The organism is Microbacterium sp. str. 'China', assembly GCF_002993305.1.
GTDB lineage: Bacteria > Actinomycetota > Actinomycetes > Actinomycetales > Microbacteriaceae > Microbacterium > Microbacterium paraoxydans.
The window spans coordinates 2,674,668-2,697,373 of sequence record NZ_CP027434.1; the positions used below are offsets into that span (position 1 = coordinate 2,674,668).

Here is a 22,706-nt window from a genome sequence, read left to right on the forward strand (position 1 = left end):
CAGAGAACCGGATCCGTCTGACGCCATTGCGTCTTCATATGAAGATATACAGACCTCTGCTGACGCGCAATATAACAGGTTTCGTGGTCGCGGGCCGGCATCGCCGGTATGTCACGAGGCCCCCGGGACATCGGATAGGATGGACAGGTTGTTCCCTGGTGACGTGTCCGAGCGGCCGAAGGAGCACGCTTGGAAAGCGTGTGTTGTGCAAGCAACCGCGGGTTCGAATCCCGCCGTCACCGCCACAGACGAAGAAGACCTCCGCATCGCGGAGGTCTTCTCTCGTTTCGGGCGGCGTCAGCCGTCGAAGCGCACCCCGTACGTCAGACCACCGGGTGCGGACGGGAGCACGGTCATGCCGAGCCGCTCGTAGAACGCGGCCGCGCCGGAGTTCGCGGGATCCATGCCGAGGTGCAGCGCCGGGACACCGCGCCGGCGCAGCTCGGCGAAGAGCGTCTCGATGAGACCGCGACCGAGTCCCTGCCCCTGGGTCTCCGGGAGCAGGTCGATGTGCAGATGCGCCGGGTACTCGGCGGCATGCGGCTCGACCCCCGGCTCCCTGGTGTAGCCGTACTCGATCAGCTTCTCCTCGCGCGTCTGCGGGTCCGCCGATCGCGGATAGCGCGCGTGCAGGCCGGGCCACCACTCGTCGCGGAACCAGGCGTAGAAGGCGTCGGTGTCGTCGGTGGCGACGATGTAGCCGATGGTGCGCCCGTCCTCCGCCTCCACGACCCAGGCGAGGTCCGGGTGCCGTTCGACGTACGCCACCGCGAAGAGGTTCCCCCACAGCTCGTCATCGGGCAGCACCCCGGTGGCGTCTCCCCCGGCGTCGGCCGTCCGCAGGCAGATCTCGAACATCGCCGGGCGATCGGTCGGACGGTAGGGACGGATGCGCGACACGGGGGCTCCTCGGACGGGTCAGGTTCCGCTCAGCCTATCGGCGCGGGCAGTCGCCTCGACGTCGCGTCGCACCCACGGCACCAGCCAGGCGGCGAGCACGAGCACGACACCGGCACCGACGAACGCCCCGCCGAGGGTGTCCGTCGCCCAGTGCACCGACAGGAAGGTGCGCGACAGCGCCATGAGCACGATCCAGGCCGCCCCCACGATCGCCACCCACACCCGCGGGAAGAGCACCCAGAGCACCAGGGCGATGGTCGCCGCATTCGCGGTATGACCGGACGGGAACGAGCCGTAGTCGCTCACCACGAGCATGTCGTGCGGCCGGGCACGGCCGAAGACGTTCTTCAGGAGCTGGACGGCTCCGGCGCTGACGAGGAAGCACAACGCGGCGAACAGCGCCCCCCGCCATCGGCGCAGCAACAGCAGGACGGCGATGGTCGCCAGCGGCACGGCGAGGATGGCGACCCAGCCACCGCCGATCCAGTTCAGCGCGAGGGCGAAGCTCAGCATCCAGTCCGCGCGGACCGCGGCGATCGTGTCGTTCCACCACTGGTCGAGGCCGGGCGTCTGCGGATACACGAAGACGACGAGAGCGCCGAGGGCAGTGGCCAGGAGGAGGCAGGCGACGCCCCACCACAGCAGCATCCGTCGATTCATCGTCCCATTGTGACGGACGCCCCCGCGATCGCGGGTCGCCGTGCCGGTCAGCGGGCGATGCGGGCGAGACCCTCCTCGAGATCCGCGATGAGGTCAGCCACGTCCTCGATGCCGACCGAGAGCCGCACGACGTTCTCCGGCACCGCGAGCTCCGTGCCGCGGACCGACGCGTGGGTCATCTCCGGCGGGTACCCGATGAGCGACTCCACGCCGCCGAGCGACTCGGCGAGCTGGAACACGTGCGTGCTCTCGGCGAAGGCCCGGGCGGCGTCCGCCCCCGCGGCGAGACCGAGCGACAGCATGCCGCCGAAGCCGCTCATCTGCCGCGCCGCGATCCCGTGACCGGGGTGCGACGGGAGGCCGGGATAGAACACCTGCGCGAACTCCGGCCGCGCCTGGGCCCATTCGGCGATGGCCTGCGCGTTCTCGGAGTGCTGGCGCACCCGCACCGCGAGGGTCTTGATGCCGCGGGTCGTCAGCCAGGCGTCCAGCGGCGCCGAGACCGCCCCCACCGCGAACTGCTGGAACTTCACGGCCTCGACGAAGCGGTCGTCGCCGAAGACGACGGCGCCGCCCAGCACGTCGGAGTGCCCGCCCAGGTATTTCGTCGTCGAGTGCACGACGAGATCGGCGCCGAGCGCGAGCGGCTGCTGCAGAGCCGGCGAGGCGAACGTGTTGTCCACCACGACGAGGGCACCGGCCGCATGCGCCACCTCGACGATGAGCGCGATGTCGACGACCTTCAGCAGCGGGTTGCTCGGCGTCTCCAGCCACACGATGCGCGTCTCGGGTCGGATCGCCGCGCGGATCACGTCGACGTCGGAGAGCTCGACCGTGGTCGTGTCGATCCCCCACGGCGCGAGCACCTTCGTGAGCAGGCGGTAGGTGCCGCCGTAGACGTCGTTCCCGAGGAGCACGTGGTCGCCGGGCTTGAGGATGCCGCGCAGCAACGCGTCCTCGGCGGCGAGACCGGACGCGAACGACAGCGCCCCGACCCCGCCCTCGAGAGCGGCGAGCTGCGTCTCCAGCGAGGAGCGCGTCGGGTTGCCCGCACGGTTGTACTCGTAGCCGTCCCGGAAGCCGCCGATGCCGTCCTGCACGTGCGTAGACGACTGGTAGATCGGCGGGATGATCGCCCCGGTGATCGGGTCGGGCGCCTGACCGGCGTGGATGGCTCGGGTAGCGAAGGCGTGGTCGTGGTCGGACATGCTCTCAGCCTACGTCCGGGCCCTTCGACGGGTGCCGGCCTGTTACGTCCCGCGTCACCGGGAGAGGTAGCCGAGCAGGTCCTGTCGGGTCAGCACGGTATGCGGCTTGCCGTCCTCGGTGACGAGGAGGGCGTCGGCGTCGGCGAGCGCGGCCCGTGCCTGCGCGACCGGCGCGTGGATGCCGATGAGTGGCAGCCGCTCCCCCACGTGTGCGCCGACGGCGTCGCTCGGTTCGGCGTCGCCCCGGAAGAGCAGGTCGAGAAGGCCCTTCTCGTCGACGGTGCCCACGACCTCGCCCATCATCACGGGCGGCTCCGCGCTGAGGACGACGAGCTGCGAGACCTCGTACTCCGTCATCATGCCGATCGCCTCGAGCACCGTGTCGGTGGGGTGCGCGTGCACGAGGTCGGGGAGGCCGTGGCGGGAGGCCCGGGCGGCGAGCACGTCGGCGACCGTCTCCCCCTCCTCCACCTCGCTGAACCCGTAGGAGCGCATCCAGCCGTCGTTGAAGATCTTGCCCAGGTAGCCGCGTCCGCCATCCGGGAGGAGCACGACCATGACCGCATCCGCCGGCAGGTCCTTCGCCACCCGCAGCGCCCCGACGACGGCCATGCCGCTGGAGCCGCCGACGAGGATGCCCTCCTCGCGGGCCAGGCGCCGCGTCATCGCGAACGACTCCGCATCGCCGACCGCGACGATCTCGTGCGGGACGGCGGGATCGTAGGCACCGGGCCAGATGTCCTCGCCCACGCCCTCGACGAGATAGGGCCGGCCGGTGCCGCCGCTGTAGACGCTGCCCTCCGGATCGACCCCGATGATGCGCACCGCGTCGTCGGACACCTCGCGCAGATAGCGTCCCGTGCCGGTGATCGTGCCGCCCGTCCCCACGCCGGCGACGAAGTGCGTGACGCGCCCGTCGGTGTCGCGCCAGATCTCCGGCCCGGTCGTCTCGTAGTGGCTGCGCGGCCCGTTCGGGTTCTCGTACTGGTTCGGCTTGAAGGCCCCGGGGATCTCCCGTGCCAGCCGGTCGCTCACGCTGTAGTACGACTCCGGGCTGTCCGCCGGGACGGAGGTCGGGGTCACGACGACCTCCGCACCGTACGCGCGGAGCACGTCGATCTTGTCCTCGCCCACCTTGTCCGGGAGCACGAAGACGCACCGGTAGCCGCGCTGCTGCGCCACAAGGGCGAGCCCGACGCCGGTGTTGCCGCTCGTGGGCTCGACGATCGTGCCCCCCGGCTGCAGATCGCCCGCGGCCTCGGCGGCATCGATGATCCGCGCGGCGATCCGATCCTTCGCCGACCCGCCCGGGTTCAGGTACTCGAGCTTCACGAGCACCGTGCACGCGATGCCCTCGGTGACGTGCTGGAGCTTCACCAGGGGCGTGTCGCCGACGAGGTCGACGATCGAGTCTGCGTACTTCATCTGTTCAGGGTACGGCGCGGGCCCTCGCCTGCGGGGCTGTGTTTCAGCGCCGCTTCGACAGGCTCAGCGACCCAGAAACCTGGGTCCCTGAGCCTGTCGAAGGGCGCTGGGTCCCTGAGCCCGTCGAAGGGCCCTGGGTCCCTGAGCCTGTCGAAGGGCCTGAGCCTGTCGACGGGCCTGGGTCCCTGAGCCTGTCGAAGGGTCAGCCCTTCGTCGCGCCGGCCAGCAGGCCGCGCACGAAGAAGCGCTGCAGGGCGAAGAACACGATCAGCGGGACGATGATCGAGATGAACGTTCCGGCCGACTGCAGGAACCACTTGTTCCCCCAGGTCCCGGAGAGCGAGTTCAGCGCCTGGGTGATCGGCAGGGCGCCGGGCGAGGCGAAGATCGTCGCGACCAGCAGGTCGTTCCACACCCAGAGGAACTGGAAGATCGCGAAGGACGCGATCGCCGGAGCCGCCAGCGGCAGGATGATCCGGAAGAACACCTGACCGTGTCCGGCGCCGTCCACGCGGGCCGCCTCGATGATCTCGCCGGGGATCTCGGAGATGAAGTTGTGGAGCATGAACGTCGCGAGCGGCAGCGCGAAGATCGCGTGCGCGATCCAGACGCGGGCGAAGCTGTACTGCACCTCGTTCAGCCCGAACCCGGGGAAGATCGGCACGTCGTTGATCGTCAGTCCGTCAGAGAACAGGCTGAGCAACGGCACGAGGGCCATCTGCAGCGGCACGATCTGCAGCGCGAACACGAAGATGAAGAGCATGTTCCGACCCTTGAAGTCGATCCATGCGAACGCGTACGCGGCGAGCGACGCCATCACGATCGGGAACACGGTCGCGGGGATCGTGATCGCCAGCGAGTTGATGAACGCCGTCGCGAGGGTCGTCGAGGTGCCGCCCGAGTTCCACGCCTGCACGTAGTTGTCGAACGTGAACTCCGGGTTGGAGAAGACCGTCCACCAGCCGCTGTTCTGCGTGTCGGCGCCCGGGCGGAACGACGTCACGAAGAGACCGAAGGTCGGGATCGTCCAGAAGAGCGCGATGACCGCGGCCGCGATCGTCGCCCCCTTCGAGGTCAGCTTCTTGTGGGCGGTCGCCTCGTTGCGGCGCGTGTCCCGCGCCACCTGGCGCTTGGTGCGGTTGTCCACGACGGTGGCCTGCGTTGCACTCATCAGCGGATCTCCCTCTGCTTGGCCATCGATCGGGCGTTGTAGATGATCAGCGGCAACACGAACAGGAACAGCACGACGGCGAGCGCCGACGAGTGCCCGTAGCTCTGGAACCGCTGCTGCTGGTTGACCATCTCGAAGCCGAGGACGCTGGTCTCGTCCCGTCCGCCGGTCATCACGGCGACGATGTCGTACACCTTGAGCGAGGCGATCGTGATGGTCGTGAGCACGACGATCAGCGACGACCGGATGCCGGGCACGGTCACGTTGCGGAAGCGCTGCCAGGCGTTCGTGCCGTCGAGCTCGGCCGCCTCCATCTGCTCGACCGGCACGGCCTTGATCGCGGCCGAGAGGATGACCATGGCGAAGCCGGTCTGGGTCCAGATGAACACGATGAGCAGCATGAGCGTGTTGAGGATCGGCTTGATCGCCAGCCACTGCACGGGGTCGCCGCCGAAAGCGGTCACGATCGCGTTGAGGAGACCGATCTGGTCACCCTGCCGGGCGTCGTACATGAACTTCCAGATGATCCCGGCGCCGACGAACGAGATCGCCACCGGCATGAAGACCAGCACCTTGAGGAACTTCTCGCCGCGAGCCCTGTCGATGAAGACGGCGTAGGCGAGGCCGATGACCACGGAGATCACCGGAGCGAGCAGCGCCCAGATGATCGTGTTGATCACCGACGACGTGCCGACCGGGTTGGTGAAGACCCAGATGTAGTTCTCGAGCCCGACGAACTCGTCGCCGGTCTTGTCGAAGAAGGACTTGAAGATCGTCGAGATCGCGGGGTAGATGAGGCCGAGCAGCAGCATGATGGCCGCCGGGGCCATGAACAGCACGAGCTGGAAGAGATAGCCCGCTCCCTGCCGCGCGCGGAAGTCCGCGAAGAAGAGGAGCGCCCCGACGAGGAGCGCGATCGCGACGACGTACACGACGGCGTTCGCGTAGGGACGGAGCAGCAACAGCGCGAGCACCGGGATGACGAGGCACGCGACCAGCCGCATGATGAAGTAGCCGCGACCAGGGCGGGGCGCGAACTCGATCAGCACGAGGATGATCGCCACGACCACGCCGAACACGAGCAGCACGGCCGGGATCTGCACCAGCGGATTCAGACCACCGAGCCACAGGAAGAAGCTGTTGAGCGAGAACCCGATCGTGATCCGCGAGGACTCCTCGGTCGGAGCGGTGAAGACGAGGAGGAGAGCCAGCGCGACGACGACCACGAATCCGATCGCGAGGATCGTGCGTGTGGTCTTCCTCCCCTTCTCGTCGGTGCCGTGCGTCGTCGGCGGCGCGTCAGCCTCGACGGGTTTCTCGATGGTCGCGTGCGACATGAACGTCCCCTTCTGGATCGTGCTGGGTTCCCGCGCAGTATGGATGGGTGGAGCGGGGCCGGGCTTGTGCAGCCCGGCCCCGCTCAGCCTGAGAAGATCGTGTCGAGGCGATCAGTTCTCGTAGCCGGCCTGGATGTCGGAGAGCACCGTGTCGGTGTCCTTGCCGTCGATCCAGTCGACCATCCCCTTCCAGAACGAGCCCGAGCCGACGGTCGACGGCATCAGGTCGGAAGCGTCGAACCGGAAGGTCGTCGCGTCGTCCTGCATGATGGTCATCGCCTCCTGGAGGAACTCGCTCGAAGCGAGGCTCGGGTCGGCGTTCTTGTTGGCGGAGATGACGCCACCGAGCTCGACACGGGCGTCGGCGAACTCCGGCGATGCCATGAACTCGAGCACCTTCTGGGTGGCCTCGTCGTCGGAGAAGGCCGCGACGAACTCGCCGCCACCCTCGACCTGGAGCTCACCGGCAGTCTCGCCCGGCATGATGAACGCGTAGACGTCGCCGTCCGGCGCGACCTCGGGGACGTTGCCATCGGCGGTCTCCGTGTCGAGGAAGTTCGCCGACAGGAACGACGCCTGGTGGGTCAGCGCGCAGTCGCCCTTGGCCACCGCGTTGGCGACGTCGCCGAAGGCGGTCGAGTTGATGCTCTTGACGTCGCCGTAGCCCGCGTTGACGTACTCCGGGTTGAGCAGGATCTCACCGACGGCGTCGAAGGCCTGCTTGATCTCGGGGTCGGTGAACTTCACGTCGCCGGCCACCCAGTCGTCGTACACGTCGGGGCCCGACTGGCGCAGGACGAGGTCCTCGATCCAGTCCGTGCCCGGCCAGCCCGACGCCGCCTCGGAGGCGAAGCCGGCGCACCAGGCGGGACCGCCGGTCTTCTCGACGATGGTGTCGGTCAGGGCGATCATGTCGTCCCAGGTCTCCGGGACCTCGACGCCCCACTCGGCGAACTGCTTCGGCGAGTACCAGACGTAGCCCTTGAGGTTCGCGAGCATCGGCGCCGCGTAGAAGGTGTCGTCGAACGTGCCGTACTTCTTCCAGTCCTCGGACCAGTTCTCGTCGACGGCGGTCTCCACGGCCTCCGGGGCCGGCATGACCTTGCCGGTGTCGACGAGGGTCTTGAGCAGACCGGGCTGCGGGACGATCGCGATGTCGGGTGCGTCGCCACCGGTCACCTTGGTGACGATGTTGCCCTCGAAGCCCTTGTCGCCGGTGTACTCGACCTTGATCCCGGTGTCCTTCGTGAACTGCTCGAAGGAGGCGTTCAGGTCATCGGCCTCGACGCCCGTGATGCCGCCGGAGATCCGGACCGTGTCCTTGGTCTCTCCGCCCTCATCGCCCCCGCCCTCGGCGCAGCCGGCGAGCGCGAGAGACGCGACGCCGACGAGTGCGATGGGGGCGAGCAGGCGGTATCGCTGTGACAAAGCCATGTACTTCTCCTCTTCAGGTGGATCTTCAGTCCGCCCAAGGAGAGCAATCGCCACATCCATTGGGGAACCGATTCCAGGCCAACCTACTCGGGTTCCTTCGCGCCGTACAACTGGGGAAGGTTACAAGATCACAACCGTTTGAGGTCGGTGCCCCCCGCGCAGTGGGAGCGCTCCCAGTTCCGCGGGTCTGGAACCGGTTCCTCCCCGCGTGTGGAACGGCTACGATGGCTCCCGGCGAGCGCCCGATGGCTCGCCGTCGTGGAACCGCGTCGAGGAGGACACGATGAGCACGATCGCCGACGTCGCGACGCGCGCCGGTGTGTCCAAGGCGACCGCGAGTCGCGCCCTGAGCGGCCGCGGCTACGTCTCGGAGGAGACGAGACAGCGCGTGGAGGAGGCGGCGCACGACCTCGCGTACGTCGCGCACTCCTCCGCCACCAGCCTGGCGACCGGGCGCACCGGCACCATCGGCCTGGTGATGCCTCCGGTCGACCGGTGGTTCTTCTCCGAGCTGCTGGCGGGCGTGCAGGAGGCGCTGCTCGCGCGCGACCACGACCTGTCGCTCTACGGCGTCCCCGAGCGCTCGGAGACCAGGGAGCGGCTGTTCGAGAGCGTGCTGCCCGGCCGGAGATTCGACGGCATCATCGCCGTCGGCATCCAGCCCAGCGCCCGCGAGCTGGAGCGCCTGCACCGCACCGGGCGCCCGCTCGTCAGCGTGGGCCCCTACAGCGCCGGATCGAGCGCCGTGTCGATCGACGACGCGGCCGCCGCGCGGATCGCCACCGAGCACCTGATCGAGCTCGGCCACACCGACATCGCCTTCGTGGGCGGCGCCACCGACGACACCGACCTCAGCTACGGCGACGCGCGACGCCTGGCCGGCTACCGGGAGGCGCTGCACGCGGCGGGACTGACTCCGCGGGCGCGCATCGCCGGGGCGGCCCCGACGATGCCCGGGGGCTATGCCGCGGCGGCGGGACTCCTGGGCGACCGCCGGCACCGACCGACCGCCATCGTCGGCGTGTGCGACGAGGCGGCCATCGGCGCCGTGATCGCCGCCCGCCGCCTGGGGATCGCGGTGCCCACCGAACTCAGCGTCGTCGGGATCGACGACCATGAGCATGCGGAGATGTTCGCCCTCACGACCATCGGGCAGTCGCCGCGGGATCAGGGCCGGGAGGCCGTGCGCCTGCTCATGCGGCGGATGAGTGAGCCGGACGCTCCGGTCGAGCGCGTCGAGGCCGCCTCGGCCCTCGTCGTCCGCAGCTCGACCGCGGCGCCGCGCTGACCCCGCAGACGCACGAAGGCCCCGGGCGGAACCCGGGGCCTTCGCAGAAGCGCTGGTGCGCTGGAATTACTTGAGGGTGACGGTCGCGCCGGCCTCTTCCAGAGCAGCCTTGGCCTTCTCGGCCGTCTCCTTGTTGGCGCCCTCGAGGACGGCCTTCGGAGCACCGTCGACGACGGCCTTGGCCTCGCCGAGGCCGAGCGAGGTGAGCTCGCGGACAGCCTTGATGACCTGGATCTTCTTGTCGCCAGCAGCCTCGAGGATGACGTCGAAGGAGTCCTTCTCCTCCTCGGCCGCGGCCTCGCCTGCGCCACCAGCGGCACCGGCGACGGCGACGGGAGCAGCAGCGGTGACCTCGAACTTCTCCTCGAACGCCTTCACGAACTCGTTGAGCTCGATGAGGGTCAGGCCGGCGAACTGCTCGAGCAGCTCCTCGGTGGAAAGCTTCGCCATGATGTATCTCCTAGATAGATGGGGTTTGTAGACGAGATCGCCGGTCGCTTACGCGGCCTCGGCGGTCTCCAGCTTTTCGCGAAGCGCGTCGATGGTGGCCGCAGCCTTGCCCATCGTCGCCTTCATCATGCCCGCGGCCTTCGCCAGCAGAACCTCGCGGCTCTCGAGCGAGGCGTACGTGTTGACCTCGTCGGCGGTGAGGGCCTTGCCCTCGAAGATGCCCGACTTGATCACGAGAAGCGGGTTGGCCTTGGCGAAGTCACGCAGAGCCTTGGCGGTGGCGACGAAGTCACCGTGCACGAACGCGACAGCCGACGGCCCCTTGAGGTCGTCGTCCAGCGCGGAGATGCCGGCCTTGTTGGCGGCGATCTTGGTCAGCGTGTTCTTCACCACGGCGTACTCAGCGTCCTGACGGATGCTGTTGCGCAGCTGCTTGAGCTGGGCAACCGTCAGACCGCGGTACTCGGTCAGCAGGACGGCGTTCGAGTTCTCGAATGACTTCGTGAGCTCGTTGACCGATGCATCCTTCTGCGCCATGGTCACTCCTTGGTGTGTACGAGGCGCCGCACGGTGGTGGGGCGCCGGCCTCCGACCCCCTGCAAAAGAGAAGAGCTCCGGCGCAAGCGCACGGAGCTCGGAAGTTCGTGACACCTGCGCGGGCCCCTGCGATGCAGAGCTTCGATCCTGTGCGCTCACGCGCACACGATGACCAGCGGTCTTCGGTTATGACCACTGTACCCCACCCCCACCTCTCCCCCAAATCCCCCCTCCTCTTCCCGTCGACCCACCCCTTTCCGTGCACCCCGGCCCCTTACGCCTGCACGTAGGGGGCCGGGGTGCACGGAAAGGGGTGGGTCGAGGGCTCAACGGGCGAAGAGGCCGAAGGCACGGAAGTGCGCGTCGGCCGCGGCGAGGGAAGCGACGTCCGCGCTGGTCACCCGGGCCACCCGCCAGCCGGTGGTTCCGCGCACCCAGTCCTCGCGGATCTTCTCGTCCAACACGACCCTCTCCGCGGTGCGGTCCCCGCGGAGCTCGTCATCCAGGTACTTGTCCCGGCCGTCGCACTCCACGAAGGTGCGGCACTCGTCGACGGCGATGTCCATCCAGAACCGGCCGCCGCGCGGTCCGTCCACCGGTACCTGTAGACGCGGCCTGCCGAAGCCGAGCTGATGGAGCCGGTACCGCGTCACGCTCTCCAGAGGCAGTTGCGCGCGACCGTCGGCCAGACCCACGATCCGGCGCGCCTGCACGATGCCGCGGAGCCGCGGACGGCGCACCCGATCCGCCAGGTCGGCCAGGAGAGCCTGCTCCGCGGTGTCGTCGAACTCCCACGGGTCACCGCCGACCAGAGCGAGGGCGGCATCCGCGCCCGCGAGGGCCGCCTCGGGAGAGACCGTGCGGGCGAGGTCGACGACCGTCCGGGCGAGGGAGGTGCAGCGGATGCCGTCGCGCTCCACGATGTCGCCGGGGGAGACAGTGCCCTCGTGCCGCAGGATCCCGGACGTGCTGTGGCGACGGTCGGGCGGGGCCGTCACATGGACCCTGGCCGGACGCACCCGGTACAGCGGCAGTCCCCACAACACCGCGGCCGAGGCATGCGAGAACACAGGCTGCGTCCCCGAGGCCGCGAGATCGGCGGCCACCACCTCCGCACGATGCCGGGACTCCGGGGCCAGCTCGCTCCAGGTCCGCAGCGCGAGGTACCACCCACGGCGCACATGATGCAGCTGCCGCCCTTCCACCGCGGCGTGGAGCGTCCGAGACCCCCAGCCCTCCTCCTCCAGCCGTCGACGACCGAGGAGCATCCCCCTGATCTCCTCCACACTCACCTGTCTCATCCCCCCGACCCTTCCCTCTCCTCTCGCCACTCCCCCGCCTTCCCACCGTTCTCCACACCCTTCTCTCCCCTCCCGCCCCCTGTGCAGTAACCGTCCTCGCCCGCCGACCCACCCCCTTGCGTTCGAGCCACCCCCTTGCGCGCGTGCGTAGGGGGCCGGGACGCACGCAAGGGGGTGGGTCGGCGGGAGGGGGCGGCGTGTACGACGGGTACGGGGGTGGGGGAGAGTTAGAGTCTTCTGGTGACCCCGGAACTCCAAGCTCGCATCGTCGCGGACTCGCGCGACCGCGTGGCATGGATGAGGGCACGCTCCCGCGGCATCACGGCCACTGACGTCGCCGGACTCACGAGCGAGCGCTCGATCGCCCGTGCTGCCGACGCCAAGCTCGGCGGCGGGCCGCGGTTCGGCGGCAACGCCTACACCGACCACGGCCGACGCCGCGAGCCGGAGATCGCCGCCTGGGTCGCGGCCACGCACGGCATCTTCCCCTCCTCCGCGCTGTTCCGCGCCGAGGTCGAGCACCGCCACCTGGCGACGCCCGATGGCATCTCGGTGGACGCAGACGGTCGTGTCAGCCTCGCGGAGATCAAGACCACCAACAAGGCCTTCCGGGGGATCCCCCGCACCTACTTGCGCCAGGTGTGGTGGCAGCAGCACGTGCTGGGCGCCGAGCGCACCCTGTTCGTCTGGGAGGAGCACGTCGACTTCTCCCCCGTCCACGACGAGCCCCGCTGCGTCTGGATCGACCGCGACGAGCGCGAGATCGCGAAGCTCGTGGGGCTCGCCACCGACCTCATCGACGAGCTGTACCGCCGCACGACGGGACGCACGGTCCCGGCCCGCTCCGCCACTCCCCTGGACAGCCGTCGCGAGCAGCTCCGCGAGCGCGACGCCTTCCGCGCCCTCGCCCTCGCCGACTGAGCGGACGGCGCGTGCTCACGTGCACGTGTTGTTCCCGCCCAGACCGAGCAGTCCGCCCACCGACAGCGTTCGCGTCGCGGCGGGCGAGACCCAGGACGTTCCGGGGAGAACGGCCTCGACCCGCACCGTGTTGGACGAGCCGAGCAGGCTTCCGAGCAAGGTGCTCAGCAGGCCCGAGCTGATCGTGGTCGAGTACGCGTAGGGCCCGCTCCCGCTCTGGCTGACCGAGCCATTGTCGACGACGACGGTGTTGATCGACAGCCGCTGCTGCGCCTTCAGGTACGGCGAGGTCCAGGTGATCGTGAAGCCGGTGAAGGTACCGAGCAGGCTCGACACCGTGCAGGAGGTGATGGACGGCGCGACCAGCCGCGATGCGGTGAAGGATCCCGCGGCGTGTTCGACATCCGTGAAGCGCGCCGCCGTGGACTCGACGGACGACGCGGAGAAGGCGGCACAGAGCAGGGCGACCGCGACGACCCCGGCGCCCCTCCGTCGATCGCGCTTCATCGCGGCACCTCCCCACCGCCAGAACGGCGCCGACCGGCGCCGAGGGCGGCGCCGCCGACCACGACCAGCCCCGCCGCCACGATCAGGGGCGCGATCCCCGGCGAGGGCCCCGTCGTCGCGAGCCCGCCGCCCGGGCCGGCGAGCACCGTCTCCCCCGCCCCATGCGCGACGACCTGCACCTCGGTCGTCCCGGCACCATCCGCAGGATCCAGCGCGATCGCGAGACGGAGGTGGGCGGTCTCAGAATGTGCGATCTCGGTCACCGGCACCTCGGCACCGTCCCGGGGGATGCTCCAGTCATCGCGGACGACCGTCGAACCGGACGCGCACCCCGAGGCACCCCAGGGTTCGGAACACAGCGCGATGTCCACCCGGAGGCGGGCGTCCCCCGTCGCCCGCACGCCGATGCGGATCCGTCCGGGCTCCTCGGCGTCGGCGCTGACCTCGACATCCCACTGCACGGGCTGGCCGGGAAGCATGCCTCCGGCGGAGTCCCAGTCCGCGATCGAGACGAGCCGCAGCACGTCGCCCTGGATCACCTCCGATGTCGGCTCCGCCCGGGCGACGCCCGGAACCGCCACGGCGAGCAGGAGAGGCGCCGCGAAGAGGGCCGCCACCCCGCGCCGTCTCACGACCCCTCCGTGCGCACCGGGGCCCGCCGCGGCGTCCGCGGCCAGAAGGCCCAGACCACGAGCGCCGTCGCCGCGATCGTCAGCACGGCGAGGACCACCGGGTCACCCAGCGCCACCACCACGGCGGCCGCCCCTGGCACCGCGAAGAGCACCGTGCGGACGGAGGACACCGGGTACGCGACGGGATCCTCCGCCGCGTTGGCGTCGCCGCGCAGGGTGAGCATCCGCTCGTCCTCGGCGGCTCCCGGTTCGACGGCCGTGACGCGATGGGTCACCGGGAGCTCACCGGGCCGGTCGACCGTCACGACGTCCCCGACCTCGACCTCCTCCGCGGGCACGCGCTGCACGACCGCCACGGAGCCGGCGGGGATCGTCGGCGCCATCGATCCCGTCCGGAACAGGATGAGCGTGATCTGCGACGTCGCGGCGAGGATCACGAGGACGATGCAGATGGTGCCGGCCGCAGCGGCGCACCACAGGAGGAGATCGCCCAGCATCCTCCGCCCGCGTCCGCGAGCCCCGACCGCCTCGCCGGTCCGTGCTCGCCCTTCCCGACGGGTCCTGGTCATGACGACGTTCCCTGGATCTGCCAGGTCTGGGTCATCGTGAGCCCTTGCGCGCCGTTCCCCGCCGCCGTGGGCAGGGTCACCGCGAAGCAGTAGTTCACCTGCGCCGCCCCGTTCGCCGCGACCGCCTGCGTCGTCGTCCCCGCCGTCGTGAGGGTGGACCCGTCAGGAACGACAGCGGTCCCCGCCGGATACGTCGCCGCCGTGCAGGAGGTTCCGGTTATCGTCCGCACCCCATAGGTGAGATACGTCGCCAATCCCGTTCCACCCGGTGTTCCCGGCGTGAGCTGCAGCACCCCGGCCACCGAGGGGTTCGCGGTCCGCACGCTGAACAGCGCGTACGTCGTCGTTCCCGGTGCCATGGCGGTGGGCGGCAGCTGGAAGTTCAGCGCGGCCGCCGTTCCCGCCGTCGCGTGACTGGAGAAGGTCGTCCCGTCGGTGGCCCCGACGATGTCGAAGCGGCCCGCCGTGAAGGTCGCGGCGCCGTGTTCGGAGTCGTTCCAGGCGGCGAGGGTCGCGGTCGCGCCGACGCCCAGCACGAGACCCCCGGCGAGTATCGCCCGGATCCGGCGGGAGCGCATCCGTCCCTTCTCCCGCCTCACTCTGCGGGTGTCCATGAAGACTCAGCTCGTGGACGTGGCCGTGAACTTCCACGTGGCGTCCGTCACCAACCCCGGCTCCAGCGCGGCATCCGCCGTCACGGCGAAGCAGAGCTGCACCGCGGTGCCGGCCGTGTCGGCGGTCGCGCCCTCGGTGAGAGGTACGGTCGTCACACCGGTCTGCGCGTCGAGCGTGGCCCCGGTCGCGATGGGGGTGCCGACCGCCGAGGCCGCGTCGCATGTCGCCCCGGGCGCGAGTTGATAGACCGCGTAGGACAGATGGTCCGTGTTCGAACTCGCCGCCGGGTCCGCGGTCGTCCCGTCGGCGACCAGATCGGCTCCCGTCGTCGTCCCGGCGGCGAGCCGCACCCAGAGGCCGGCGTAAACGGTGTCGGACGGCGACATATTGCCGACCACCCCCGCCGGCAGAGTGAAGGCCAGTGCCGCTGCCGTGTCGCCGTCATCCACGTTGTGGTCACTGAAAGTCGTGCCATCCGTGGAGCCCTCCAGGTCGAAGGCCCCGGCCGTGAACGTCCCGGTCGCGAACTCGGAGTCGTTCCAGGCGGCGAGAACTCCCGCCACCCCCACACCCAGGACGAGACCACCCGCGAGCACCGCAAGGACTTTTCGTTGCGTCGTCTTCGTCGCCATCTTTTCCCCCCTCAGGAATCCGGTCTGCGCGATGCCCGACGAGTAGAGCTCAGGCCTCCCGCGTGCTGGTATATTGCCGGACCCCGGGGGCGAGGACAAGCCCCTCTTCGCGGCAGCCGTCGTCAGCCTCGCCCACGCGCCGACGCCGTCCCGGCCCCGTCAGGGTTCGCGAGCGAGCACCCGGCGCGCCTCCCCCGCGACCTCGGACGCGATCGTGTCGAGCAGCGCGGAGCGCAGGTTCCACTGCTGCCAGTACAGCGCCACGCGCAGGATCGGACCGCCCAGCGCCACGAGTCCCGGCACCTCCTGCAGCCGCGGCACCATCCCCCACCCCAGCCCGAGGCCGACGGCCAGCGCATAGTCGTGCGACGCCGGGACGTAGTGCCGGGGAACCCCGGCCGCCGGCACTCCCCGCGCGGCCAGCCACTCGTGCTGGAGGGTGTCCCGGCGGTCGAAGTCGACGAACGGCGCGTGCGCCAGAGCACCGGGGGTCACGCCGTCCGGGAACCATCGACGGGCGTAGGCGGCTTCGGCCATGGCGCGGTACTCGAGCACGCCGAGGGGCGTGACCGTGCACCCCGCGACCGCCGTGGCCTCGCTCGTGACCGCCGCCATGACGGTCCCCGATTCGAGCAGGCGCGCGGTGAAGTTCTGATCGTCGCGATGAAGATCCAGATCGATGTCGTGCACAGCCGAGAGCCGGGCCATCGGAGGGAGGAACCAGGTCGCCAGGGAGTCCGCATTGACGGCCAGGGGCACCGTGATGCGGCGCCCTCCACCGCCTTCCTCGATCCCGACCCCGGCAAGCGCATCCTGCTCGAGGAGGGCGATCTGCCGCGCGAGCCGCACGACGGATTCCCCCGCCTCGGTGAGACGGACCGGCTTGCTGCGCACGAGGAGGATCCGCCCGAGTTGCTGCTCCAGCGCCTTGAGACGCTGACTGACCGCGGATGGGGTGACCTGCAGTCGACGCGACGCGGCATCGAGGGTGCCCTCGTCGGCGACGGTGGCCAGCGTGGCGGCGAGCTCCGGGTCGATCCTCACATCAGCGATGCTAATGGTGCGGAAGGAATCTTCGCTGCACCTCATGCTCAGCCCTCCTAGGCTCGACACATGCTCACCGTCCTCGCCGGTCTCGGCCTCGGTCTCTCCCTCATCGTCGCGATCGGCGCGCAGAACGTCTTCGTGCTGCGTCAGGGCATCCGGCGCGAGCACGTCCTCGCCGTCGTGATCGTGTGCGCGCTCTCCGACGCCGTGCTGATCATCGCCGGCGTCGCCGGGCTCGGGTTCGTGCTGTCAGCCGCCCCCTGGCTCGTCGTCGTGGCTCGCTGGGCAGGGGCGCTGTTCCTGCTCGGGTACGGCCTGCTCGCGGCGCGGCGGGCCTGGCGTGGCGGCGAGGAGCTGGTGGTCGACGGGGGCGACGCCCCGGTCCTCGAGGCGTCCGGGGGCACCGGCACGCTCACCCGCACCCGCCTCGCCCCGGTGATCCTCACGACGCTGGCGTTGACGTGGCTGAACCCGCACGTGTACCTCGACACGGTGCTGATGCTCGGGTCGATCGCGGCGACGCACGGCGAGGAGCGGTGGCTGTTCGCGGCGGGGGCGGTCGCGGCGAGCATCCTCTGGTTCACCGCCCTCGGCTTCGGCGCCCGCTACCTCGGACGGTGGCTGCGCACCCCGCGCTCCTGGCGCCTCCTCGACGCGGTGATCGCGGTCGTGATGATCACGCTCGCGGTGAGCCTCGTGCTCCCGGTGCTGGGCGCCTAGGCGTTCACCCGGCCTCGATCTGCGTCACCCGCGCCCGGATGAGCGCGCGGACCGCCTCCACCGGCAGGGGGTGCTCCGGCTGGAACCGGATCGTCCCCTTGTCGAGGCTGACCCCGGGGTGACCGTCGAGGAGGCCCGCCACGGCGGCGACCGCCTCGGGGCTGAACGGGTAGACGCCGATGTGCTTCTTCGCACGCATCACCGAGAGCAGCGGCTTGCCGTCGTACACGAGCGCCGGCATGCCGTAGCCGGTGCCCTGTTCCGCCTCCGGCACCTCCTCCGTGGCGATCGCGTACACGCCATCGATCACCGCACGGTCTGCGGCGTCGAGATCGGTCAGGTAGTCGTCGATGGTGCCCACGCACCGCATCCTGCCACCGATCGCCCGCGGGGTCGAGGACTCACGCGCCGTCGAGGGGCCGGAGGATGCGGGTGAGGAACCGCTGCGTGCGCTCGTGCTGCGGAGCGCTGAACAGCTCGGCGGGCGGCCCCTGCTCGACGACGACGCCGTCGTCCAGGAAGAGCACATGGTCTGCGGCCTCGCGGGCGAAGCTCAGCTCGTGGGTGACGACGGCCATCGTCCATCCCTCATCGGCGAGCTCCTTGATGACGAGCAGCACCTCTCCCACGAGCTCCGGGTCGAGCGCGCTCGTCGGCTCGTCGAACAGCAGCAGGTCCGGCTGCAGGGCCAGTGCCCGCACGATGCCCACCCGCTGCTGCTGCCCGCCGGAGAGCTGATGCGGCCGCGCGTCCGCCTTGTCGGCGAGACCGACCCGGGCGAGCAGCGCCTGCGCCTCGGCGACGACCTCGGCCTTCGGACGGCCCTGCACCCGCCACGGCCCTTCGATCACGTTCTCCAGCACGGTCAGGTGCGGGAAGAGGTTGTGATGCTGGAACACCATCGCCGACCGGTCACGCAACGCGAGCCGCTGCTGCTTCGCGACGCGGGGCTTCGGGCGGATCTCCGGTGCGAAGTCGATCTCCGGGCCCCCGGCCATCGCGATGGTGCCGGCGTCCGGGGTCTCCAGGCCGTTCAGGGCGCGCAGGACGGTCGTCTTCCCCGAGCCGCTGGGCCCGATGAGCACCACGACCTCGCCGCGGTGCAGGGTGAGGTCGAAGCCGCGCAGCACCTCGGTGGTGCCGAAGCTCTTGTGCAGGCCCCGTGCGGTGAGCAGCGGTTCGGCCGTGGGGTCAGTGCGCGACACGACCGTCGAGCCTCCTCTCCAGGGCGCTCTGCCCGAAGGAGAGCACCAGGCAGATCACCCAGTAGACCAGCGCCGCAGCCAGGTACAGCACCATGAACTCGAGCGTGGCGGAGGCGATCTGCTGCGCCACCTTGAACAGCTCCGTCACGAGGATCAGCGAGGTGAGGGAGGTGTCCTTCACGAGCGAGATGAACGTGTTGGACAGCGGCGGCACCGACACCCGGGCGGCCTGCGGCAGGATGATGCGGGTCAACGTGCGGGTGCGGTTCATCCCCACCGTGTACGCGGCCTCCCACTGCCCCTTCGGGACCGAGAGGATCGCCGCCCGCACGACCTCGGCGCCGTAGCCGCCGACGTTGAGCGAGAGTGCGATGATGGCGCTCGGCCACGGATCGAGGGTCACCCCGACGGACGGCAGGCCGAAGAAGATCACGAAGAGCTGCACGAGCATCGGCGTGCCGCGGATCACCGAGATGTAGAACCGCGCGATGCCGGACACGACTGGATGCACCGAGATCCGCATCAGCGCCATGCCGATCGCGATCACGAGCCCCAGGACGAACGACACCAGGGCGAGCGGGATCGTCGCCGTCAGCCCCGCCCAGGCGATCGGCCCGAGCGAGGAGAGGAAGAGCTCCCAGGGATTCTGCATCGCCTACTGCGAGACGTCTTCGCCGAAGTACTTCTCGCTGATCTCGGCCAGGGTGCCGTCGGCACGGAGCTTGTCGAGCGCCTCGTCGACCGCATCGACGAGCGCCTCCTTGTCCTTCGTGAACACGAAGGCCTGCTCCCCGGCGTCGTCGGTCTCCGCGGCGATCTTCAGGCCCGTCGGGCTGTTGGTCGTCTCGTAGTCGAGGAAGGTCAGCTTGTCGTTGACGGTCGCGTCCACCCGCCCCTGGCGGAGGAGCTCCACGGCCTGCGCCCAGCCCTCGACGCCCTCGACCTTGGCACCGGACTCGGTGGCCAGCTCGTACCAGTTGCTCGTGAGGGACTGGGCCGTCGTCTTGCCCTCGAGGTCGTCGAAGGAGGAGATGGAGTCGTCGTCCTCCTTGACCACGATCACGCCGGGCGACACCGTGTACGGGGTGCTGAAGAGGTACTTCGCCTCGCGCTCGTCGTTGATCGACACCTGGTTCGCGATCACGTCGAAGCGGCCGGCATCGAGGCCCGCGAAGATCGCGTCCCACTGGGTCTCCTGGAACTCGACCTTCAGGCCGAGCTCGTCGGCGACGGCCTGGATGATCTCGACGTCGTAGCCGGTGAGATCGCCGGAGCCGCCGTCGGCGTGGAAGCTGAACGGGCGGTAGGTGCCCTCGGTCGCGACCGTCAGCGTGCCGTCCTTGACCAGGCCGAAGTCGGAGCCGGCGGCACTCTCCCCGTCGGTGCTCGCGGGCGTGCTCGAGCCGCTGCAGGCGGTCAGGGCCGCGGCGGCGACGACGAGTGCGGTGACGGCGATGAGACGACGGGACATGGACCCTCCTGGGGCGAGAAAGCGCGGATGCGAGTTTACGCGACGACCGCGGGAACTCCCCCACAGTACGCGGCGCCTCCGACCTTGCCCGCATCGGATGACGCCGGATGTCGGGGCGGCGAGGCCTCCGGGAACGCAGAACGCCCCCGAGGAGGACCCGGGGGCGTTCGGTGCGACGGGTGCGAGACCCGTCGACGCGTCAGATGGCGTTGACGTCCAGCGGGATGCCGGGGCCGAACGTGGTCGACACCGCACCCTTCTGGATGTAACGGCCCTTGGCGCTGGACGGCTTGAGGCGGACGATCTCCTCGAGAGCGGCGTCGATGTTCTCGTTCAGCTGCTCGGCCGAGAACGAGGCCTTGCCGATGACGAAGTGCACGTTGGCGTGCTTGTCGACGCGGAACTCGATCTTTCCGCCCTTGATCTCCTCGACGGCCTTGGCCGGGTTCGGAGTCACGGTGCCGGTCTTCGGGTTCGGCATCAGGCCACGGGGACCGAGCACCTTGCCGAGACGACCGACCTGGCCCATGAGCTCCGGGGTCGAGACCGCGGAGTCAAAGTTGGTCCAGCCGTCGGCGACCTTCTGGATGAGCTCGGCGCCGCCGACCTCATCGGCGCCGGCGGCGATCGCAGCCTCGGCCGCGGGGCCGGTGGCGAACACGATGACGCGGGCGGTCTTACCGGTGCCGTGGGGCAGGATGACGGTGCCGCGCACCATCTGGTCCGCCTTGCGCGGGTCGACGGCGAGCTTCAGCGCGACCTCGACGGTCGAGTCGAACTTCGCCGAACCGGTCTCCTTCGCGAGCGCGACGGCCTCGGACGGCGTGTAGAAACGGTCTGCCTCGATCTTCTCGGCGGCAGCCTTGTAAGCCTTGGACTTGGTAGCCATGATTATTCTCCTCAGCCCTCGACCGTGATGCCCATGGAACGGGCGGTTCCGGCGATGATCTTCGAGGCGGCCTCGATGTCGTTCGCGTTCAGGTCGGCCTGCTTCTGCTCGGCGATCTGACGGACCTGGTCCTTGGTGATCTTGCCGACCTTGACGGTGTGCGGGGTGGCCGAAGCCTTCTGCACGCCGGCGGCCTTCTTGATGAGCTCCGCCGCGGGCGGGGTCTTCAGGACGAAGGTGAAGCTGCGGTCCTCGTAGACGGTGATCTCGACGGGGATGACGTTGCCGCGCTGCGACTCGGTCGCGGCGTTGTACGCCTTGCAGAACTCCATGATGTTGACGCCATGCTGACCGAGCGCGGGGCCGATCGGCGGCGCCGGGTTGGCGGCACCGGCGTTGATCTGAAGCTTGATCAGGCCGGTCACCTTCTTCTTCGGTGCCATTCTCTTTCCTTTCCTCGAGGCGGATGCGAGCATCCGCTTCTCCCACGGCTCCGGCCTCTCCGGCCCGTGGTCGTCTGCGCGCCCTTCGACAAGCTCAGGGACCCATGCGGGCTATCGCACAAACCACGTAAGTCTACCTGATCTCTCCCCCGCTGGCGAGCCGGCCCCTTCCGTACGAGCCGGCCCTATGCGTGCGTCCGCAAAGGGCCGGGAGACACGAAAGGGGGTGGGTCGGGGGAAAGAAAACGGCCGCCCCTGAAGAGGCGGCCGTTCTCGAGACAGTGTCAGATCATCTTGGTGACCTGGTCGAACGACAGCTCGACCGGGGTCTCGCGCTCGAAGAGGGAGACGAGGACCGTGAGCTTGCCGCTCTCCGGCTTGATCTCGCTGATCGAACCGGGAAGACCCGCGAACGAGCCCTCCTTGATCGTGATGGTCTCGCCGATCTCGAAGTCGACCTCGGCGGGAAGCGGGCGGGCGACGGCGACGCCGCCCTTGGCCGCGATGTTCTTGGCGGTCGGGACGTCCTTGACCTCGACGAGGGACTTCAGCATGTTGAAGGCCTCTTCGAAGCGCAGCGGCGTCGGGTTGTGGGCGTTGCCCACGAAGCCGGTGACGCCGGGGGTGTGCCGCACGACCGACCAGGTGTCTTCCGTGAGCTCCATGCGCACCAGCACGTAGCCGGGGATGCGTACACGGGTGACCATCTTGCGCTGGCCGTTCTTGATCTCGACGACGTCCTCCATCGGGACCTCGACCTGGTAGATCTCGTCCTCGACCTCGAGCGTCGACTTGCGCTGCTCGATGTTCGCCTTGACCTTGCGCTCGAAGCCGGCGTACGAGTGGATGACGTACCACTTGCCGGGGAGCATGCGCAGGTCCATGCGGAAGGCCTCGTACGGGTCTTCCTCGGAAGCCGACTCGTCGTCGTCGGACTCGGCGGCGGGACGGTCGTCCTCGCCGTTCACGTCAGGTCCCTCGTACGGGGTGACCTCGTCGGCCGCCTCGGCCTCCTGCTCCGCGACCTCCTCGGCCACGGAATCGTTGAGGACCTCGGCGGCGGCTTCGGACTCCGCGGCTTCGTCCAGGTTCAGAGCGTCGTTCACGATGGCGTCCGCCTCCGGGTCGTCGATGTCGATGTCGATGTCTTCCGTCTCCTGCTCGCCGTCCTCGTCCTCGACGTGGACGGCGACGTGCTCGGCAGAGGTGACCGAGAGCTCCTCGGCGGCGAGCACGTTGCCCTCCTGGGCCTCGTCCTCCTCGCTGGACTGCTCTGCGGCGGTCGCCCAGTCGGCGTCGTCGGAATATCGTTCAGACACGTTGCTTCTTCTCCATAGCTGCGGC

General features: G+C 69.5%; 26 protein-coding genes and 1 tRNA gene. 4 read left to right on the forward strand and 23 right to left on the reverse strand.

Going from position 1 to position 22,706, the window contains the following annotated elements:
- The first annotated feature begins 157 nt into the window (after positions 1-157).
- Positions 158-245: transfer RNA gene (locus C6C15_RS12920), tRNA-Ser, on the forward strand.
- A gap of 52 nt (positions 246-297) precedes the next feature.
- On the opposite strand, the gene C6C15_RS12925 is transcribed toward C6C15_RS12920, so the two are convergent.
- The 7 genes from C6C15_RS12925 to C6C15_RS12955 all read right to left on the reverse strand — a co-directional run bounded on the left by C6C15_RS12925 (position 298) and on the right by C6C15_RS12955 (position 8,135).
- Complete coding sequence (locus C6C15_RS12925) at positions 298-900, reverse strand: GNAT family N-acetyltransferase (protein ID WP_158698559.1); 603 nt, start codon at positions 898-900, stop codon at positions 298-300.
- An 18-nt stretch (positions 901-918) separates the two neighbouring features.
- Positions 919-1,560, reverse strand: coding sequence for a phosphatase PAP2 family protein (locus C6C15_RS12930; RefSeq protein WP_234024150.1), 642 nt, complete (start codon positions 1,558-1,560; stop codon positions 919-921).
- A gap of 47 nt (positions 1,561-1,607) precedes the next feature.
- The gene (locus C6C15_RS12935) at positions 1,608-2,768 is read right to left on the reverse strand and encodes a cystathionine gamma-synthase (protein ID WP_060922564.1); all 1,161 of its coding nucleotides are present in this window, start codon (positions 2,766-2,768) and stop codon (positions 1,608-1,610) included.
- Positions 2,769-2,822: 54 nt separating this feature from the next.
- A complete protein-coding gene (locus tag C6C15_RS12940; protein WP_025104232.1) occupies positions 2,823-4,193 on the reverse strand; it encodes a cystathionine beta-synthase in 1,371 nt (456 codons plus the stop codon).
- A 202-nt stretch (positions 4,194-4,395) separates the two neighbouring features.
- Positions 4,396-5,364, reverse strand: coding sequence for a carbohydrate ABC transporter permease (locus C6C15_RS12945; RefSeq protein WP_025104231.1), 969 nt, complete (start codon positions 5,362-5,364; stop codon positions 4,396-4,398).
- Positions 5,364-6,701, reverse strand: a complete 1,338-nt coding sequence (locus C6C15_RS12950; RefSeq protein ID WP_025104230.1) for a carbohydrate ABC transporter permease — start codon at positions 6,699-6,701, stop codon at positions 5,364-5,366. The genes C6C15_RS12945 and C6C15_RS12950 overlap by 1 nt, the downstream gene beginning before the upstream one ends.
- Before the next feature lie 111 nt (positions 6,702-6,812).
- Positions 6,813-8,135, reverse strand: coding sequence for an ABC transporter substrate-binding protein (locus tag C6C15_RS12955; RefSeq protein ID WP_105950299.1), 1,323 nt, complete (start codon positions 8,133-8,135; stop codon positions 6,813-6,815).
- 283 nt (positions 8,136-8,418) lie between these two features.
- On the opposite strand from C6C15_RS12955, the gene C6C15_RS12960 reads away from it, so the two are divergent.
- On the forward strand, positions 8,419-9,423 hold the full coding sequence (locus C6C15_RS12960) for a LacI family DNA-binding transcriptional regulator (RefSeq protein WP_083371072.1): 1,005 nt from the start codon (positions 8,419-8,421) through the stop codon (positions 9,421-9,423).
- A gap of 66 nt (positions 9,424-9,489) precedes the next feature.
- Here C6C15_RS12960 and rplL read toward each other — a convergent pair whose 3' ends face one another.
- The 3 genes from rplL to C6C15_RS12975 all read right to left on the reverse strand — a co-directional run bounded on the left by rplL (position 9,490) and on the right by C6C15_RS12975 (position 11,711).
- A complete protein-coding gene (rplL, locus tag C6C15_RS12965) occupies positions 9,490-9,873 on the reverse strand; it encodes a 50S ribosomal protein L7/L12 (RefSeq protein ID WP_025104227.1) in 384 nt (127 codons plus the stop codon).
- A 48-nt stretch (positions 9,874-9,921) separates the two neighbouring features.
- Entirely contained in the window at positions 9,922-10,410 is a 489-nt protein-coding gene (gene rplJ, locus C6C15_RS12970; RefSeq protein ID WP_025104226.1) for a 50S ribosomal protein L10, read from the reverse strand.
- Positions 10,411-10,736: 326 nt separating this feature from the next.
- Complete coding sequence (locus tag C6C15_RS12975) at positions 10,737-11,711, reverse strand: hypothetical protein (RefSeq protein WP_158698560.1); 975 nt, start codon at positions 11,709-11,711, stop codon at positions 10,737-10,739.
- Positions 11,712-11,951: 240 nt separating this feature from the next.
- Here C6C15_RS12975 and C6C15_RS12980 point away from each other — a divergent pair, with 240 nt between their 5' ends.
- Positions 11,952-12,632 carry a YqaJ viral recombinase family protein gene (locus tag C6C15_RS12980; protein ID WP_060923575.1) on the forward strand — a complete coding sequence of 227 codons (681 nt, stop codon included), beginning with the start codon at positions 11,952-11,954 and terminating at the stop codon, positions 12,630-12,632.
- 15 nt (positions 12,633-12,647) lie between these two features.
- Here the strand turns inward: C6C15_RS12980 and C6C15_RS12985 are convergent, their stop codons facing one another.
- The 6 genes from C6C15_RS12985 to C6C15_RS13010 form a co-directional block, all read right to left on the reverse strand.
- A complete protein-coding gene (locus C6C15_RS12985) occupies positions 12,648-13,139 on the reverse strand; it encodes a hypothetical protein (protein ID WP_105950301.1) in 492 nt (163 codons plus the stop codon).
- A complete protein-coding gene (locus C6C15_RS12990) occupies positions 13,136-13,756 on the reverse strand; it encodes a hypothetical protein (RefSeq protein WP_105950302.1) in 621 nt (206 codons plus the stop codon). The genes C6C15_RS12985 and C6C15_RS12990 overlap by 4 nt, the downstream gene beginning before the upstream one ends.
- Positions 13,757-13,767: 11 nt before the next feature.
- Positions 13,768-14,340, reverse strand: coding sequence for a signal peptidase I (locus C6C15_RS12995; protein WP_105950303.1), 573 nt, complete (start codon positions 14,338-14,340; stop codon positions 13,768-13,770).
- Positions 14,337-14,918, reverse strand: a complete 582-nt coding sequence (locus C6C15_RS13000; RefSeq protein WP_234024151.1) for a SipW-dependent-type signal peptide-containing protein — start codon at positions 14,916-14,918, stop codon at positions 14,337-14,339. Before C6C15_RS13000 ends, C6C15_RS12995 begins: the two co-directional genes overlap by 4 nt.
- 42 nt (positions 14,919-14,960) lie before the next feature.
- Entirely contained in the window at positions 14,961-15,587 is a 627-nt protein-coding gene (locus tag C6C15_RS13005) for a SipW-dependent-type signal peptide-containing protein (RefSeq protein ID WP_060923006.1), read from the reverse strand.
- Between the two features lie 159 nt (positions 15,588-15,746).
- Positions 15,747-16,631, reverse strand: a complete 885-nt coding sequence (locus C6C15_RS13010; RefSeq protein ID WP_199787656.1) for a LysR family transcriptional regulator ArgP — start codon at positions 16,629-16,631, stop codon at positions 15,747-15,749.
- Between the two features lie 69 nt (positions 16,632-16,700).
- On the opposite strand from C6C15_RS13010, the gene lysE reads away from it, so the two are divergent.
- Positions 16,701-17,354 (forward strand): L-lysine exporter, encoded by a 654-nt coding sequence (gene lysE / locus C6C15_RS13015; RefSeq protein WP_060923008.1) that lies wholly within the window; start codon positions 16,701-16,703, stop codon positions 17,352-17,354.
- A 4-nt stretch (positions 17,355-17,358) separates the two neighbouring features.
- On the opposite strand, the gene C6C15_RS13020 is transcribed toward lysE, so the two are convergent.
- The 7 genes from C6C15_RS13020 to nusG form a co-directional block, all read right to left on the reverse strand.
- Entirely contained in the window at positions 17,359-17,715 is a 357-nt protein-coding gene (locus C6C15_RS13020) for an iron chaperone (RefSeq protein WP_105950306.1), read from the reverse strand.
- Positions 17,716-17,755: 40 nt separating this feature from the next.
- Entirely contained in the window at positions 17,756-18,559 is an 804-nt protein-coding gene (locus C6C15_RS13025; RefSeq protein ID WP_085606301.1) for an amino acid ABC transporter ATP-binding protein, read from the reverse strand.
- The gene (locus C6C15_RS13030; protein ID WP_105950307.1) at positions 18,546-19,211 is read right to left on the reverse strand and encodes an amino acid ABC transporter permease; all 666 of its coding nucleotides are present in this window, start codon (positions 19,209-19,211) and stop codon (positions 18,546-18,548) included. The genes C6C15_RS13025 and C6C15_RS13030 overlap by 14 nt, the downstream gene beginning before the upstream one ends.
- Before the next feature lie 3 nt (positions 19,212-19,214).
- Positions 19,215-20,030 (reverse strand): amino acid ABC transporter substrate-binding protein, encoded by an 816-nt coding sequence (locus tag C6C15_RS13035; RefSeq protein ID WP_060923012.1) that lies wholly within the window; start codon positions 20,028-20,030, stop codon positions 19,215-19,217.
- Positions 20,031-20,229: 199 nt separating this feature from the next.
- Positions 20,230-20,919 (reverse strand): 50S ribosomal protein L1, encoded by a 690-nt coding sequence (gene rplA / locus C6C15_RS13040; protein ID WP_025102336.1) that lies wholly within the window; start codon positions 20,917-20,919, stop codon positions 20,230-20,232.
- Between the two features lie 11 nt (positions 20,920-20,930).
- Positions 20,931-21,362 (reverse strand): 50S ribosomal protein L11, encoded by a 432-nt coding sequence (rplK, locus tag C6C15_RS13045; RefSeq protein ID WP_025102337.1) that lies wholly within the window; start codon positions 21,360-21,362, stop codon positions 20,931-20,933.
- A gap of 284 nt (positions 21,363-21,646) precedes the next feature.
- Positions 21,647-22,681, reverse strand: coding sequence for a transcription termination/antitermination protein NusG (gene nusG, locus C6C15_RS13050; RefSeq protein WP_060923013.1), 1,035 nt, complete (start codon positions 22,679-22,681; stop codon positions 21,647-21,649).
- Positions 22,682-22,706 lie beyond the last annotated feature (25 nt).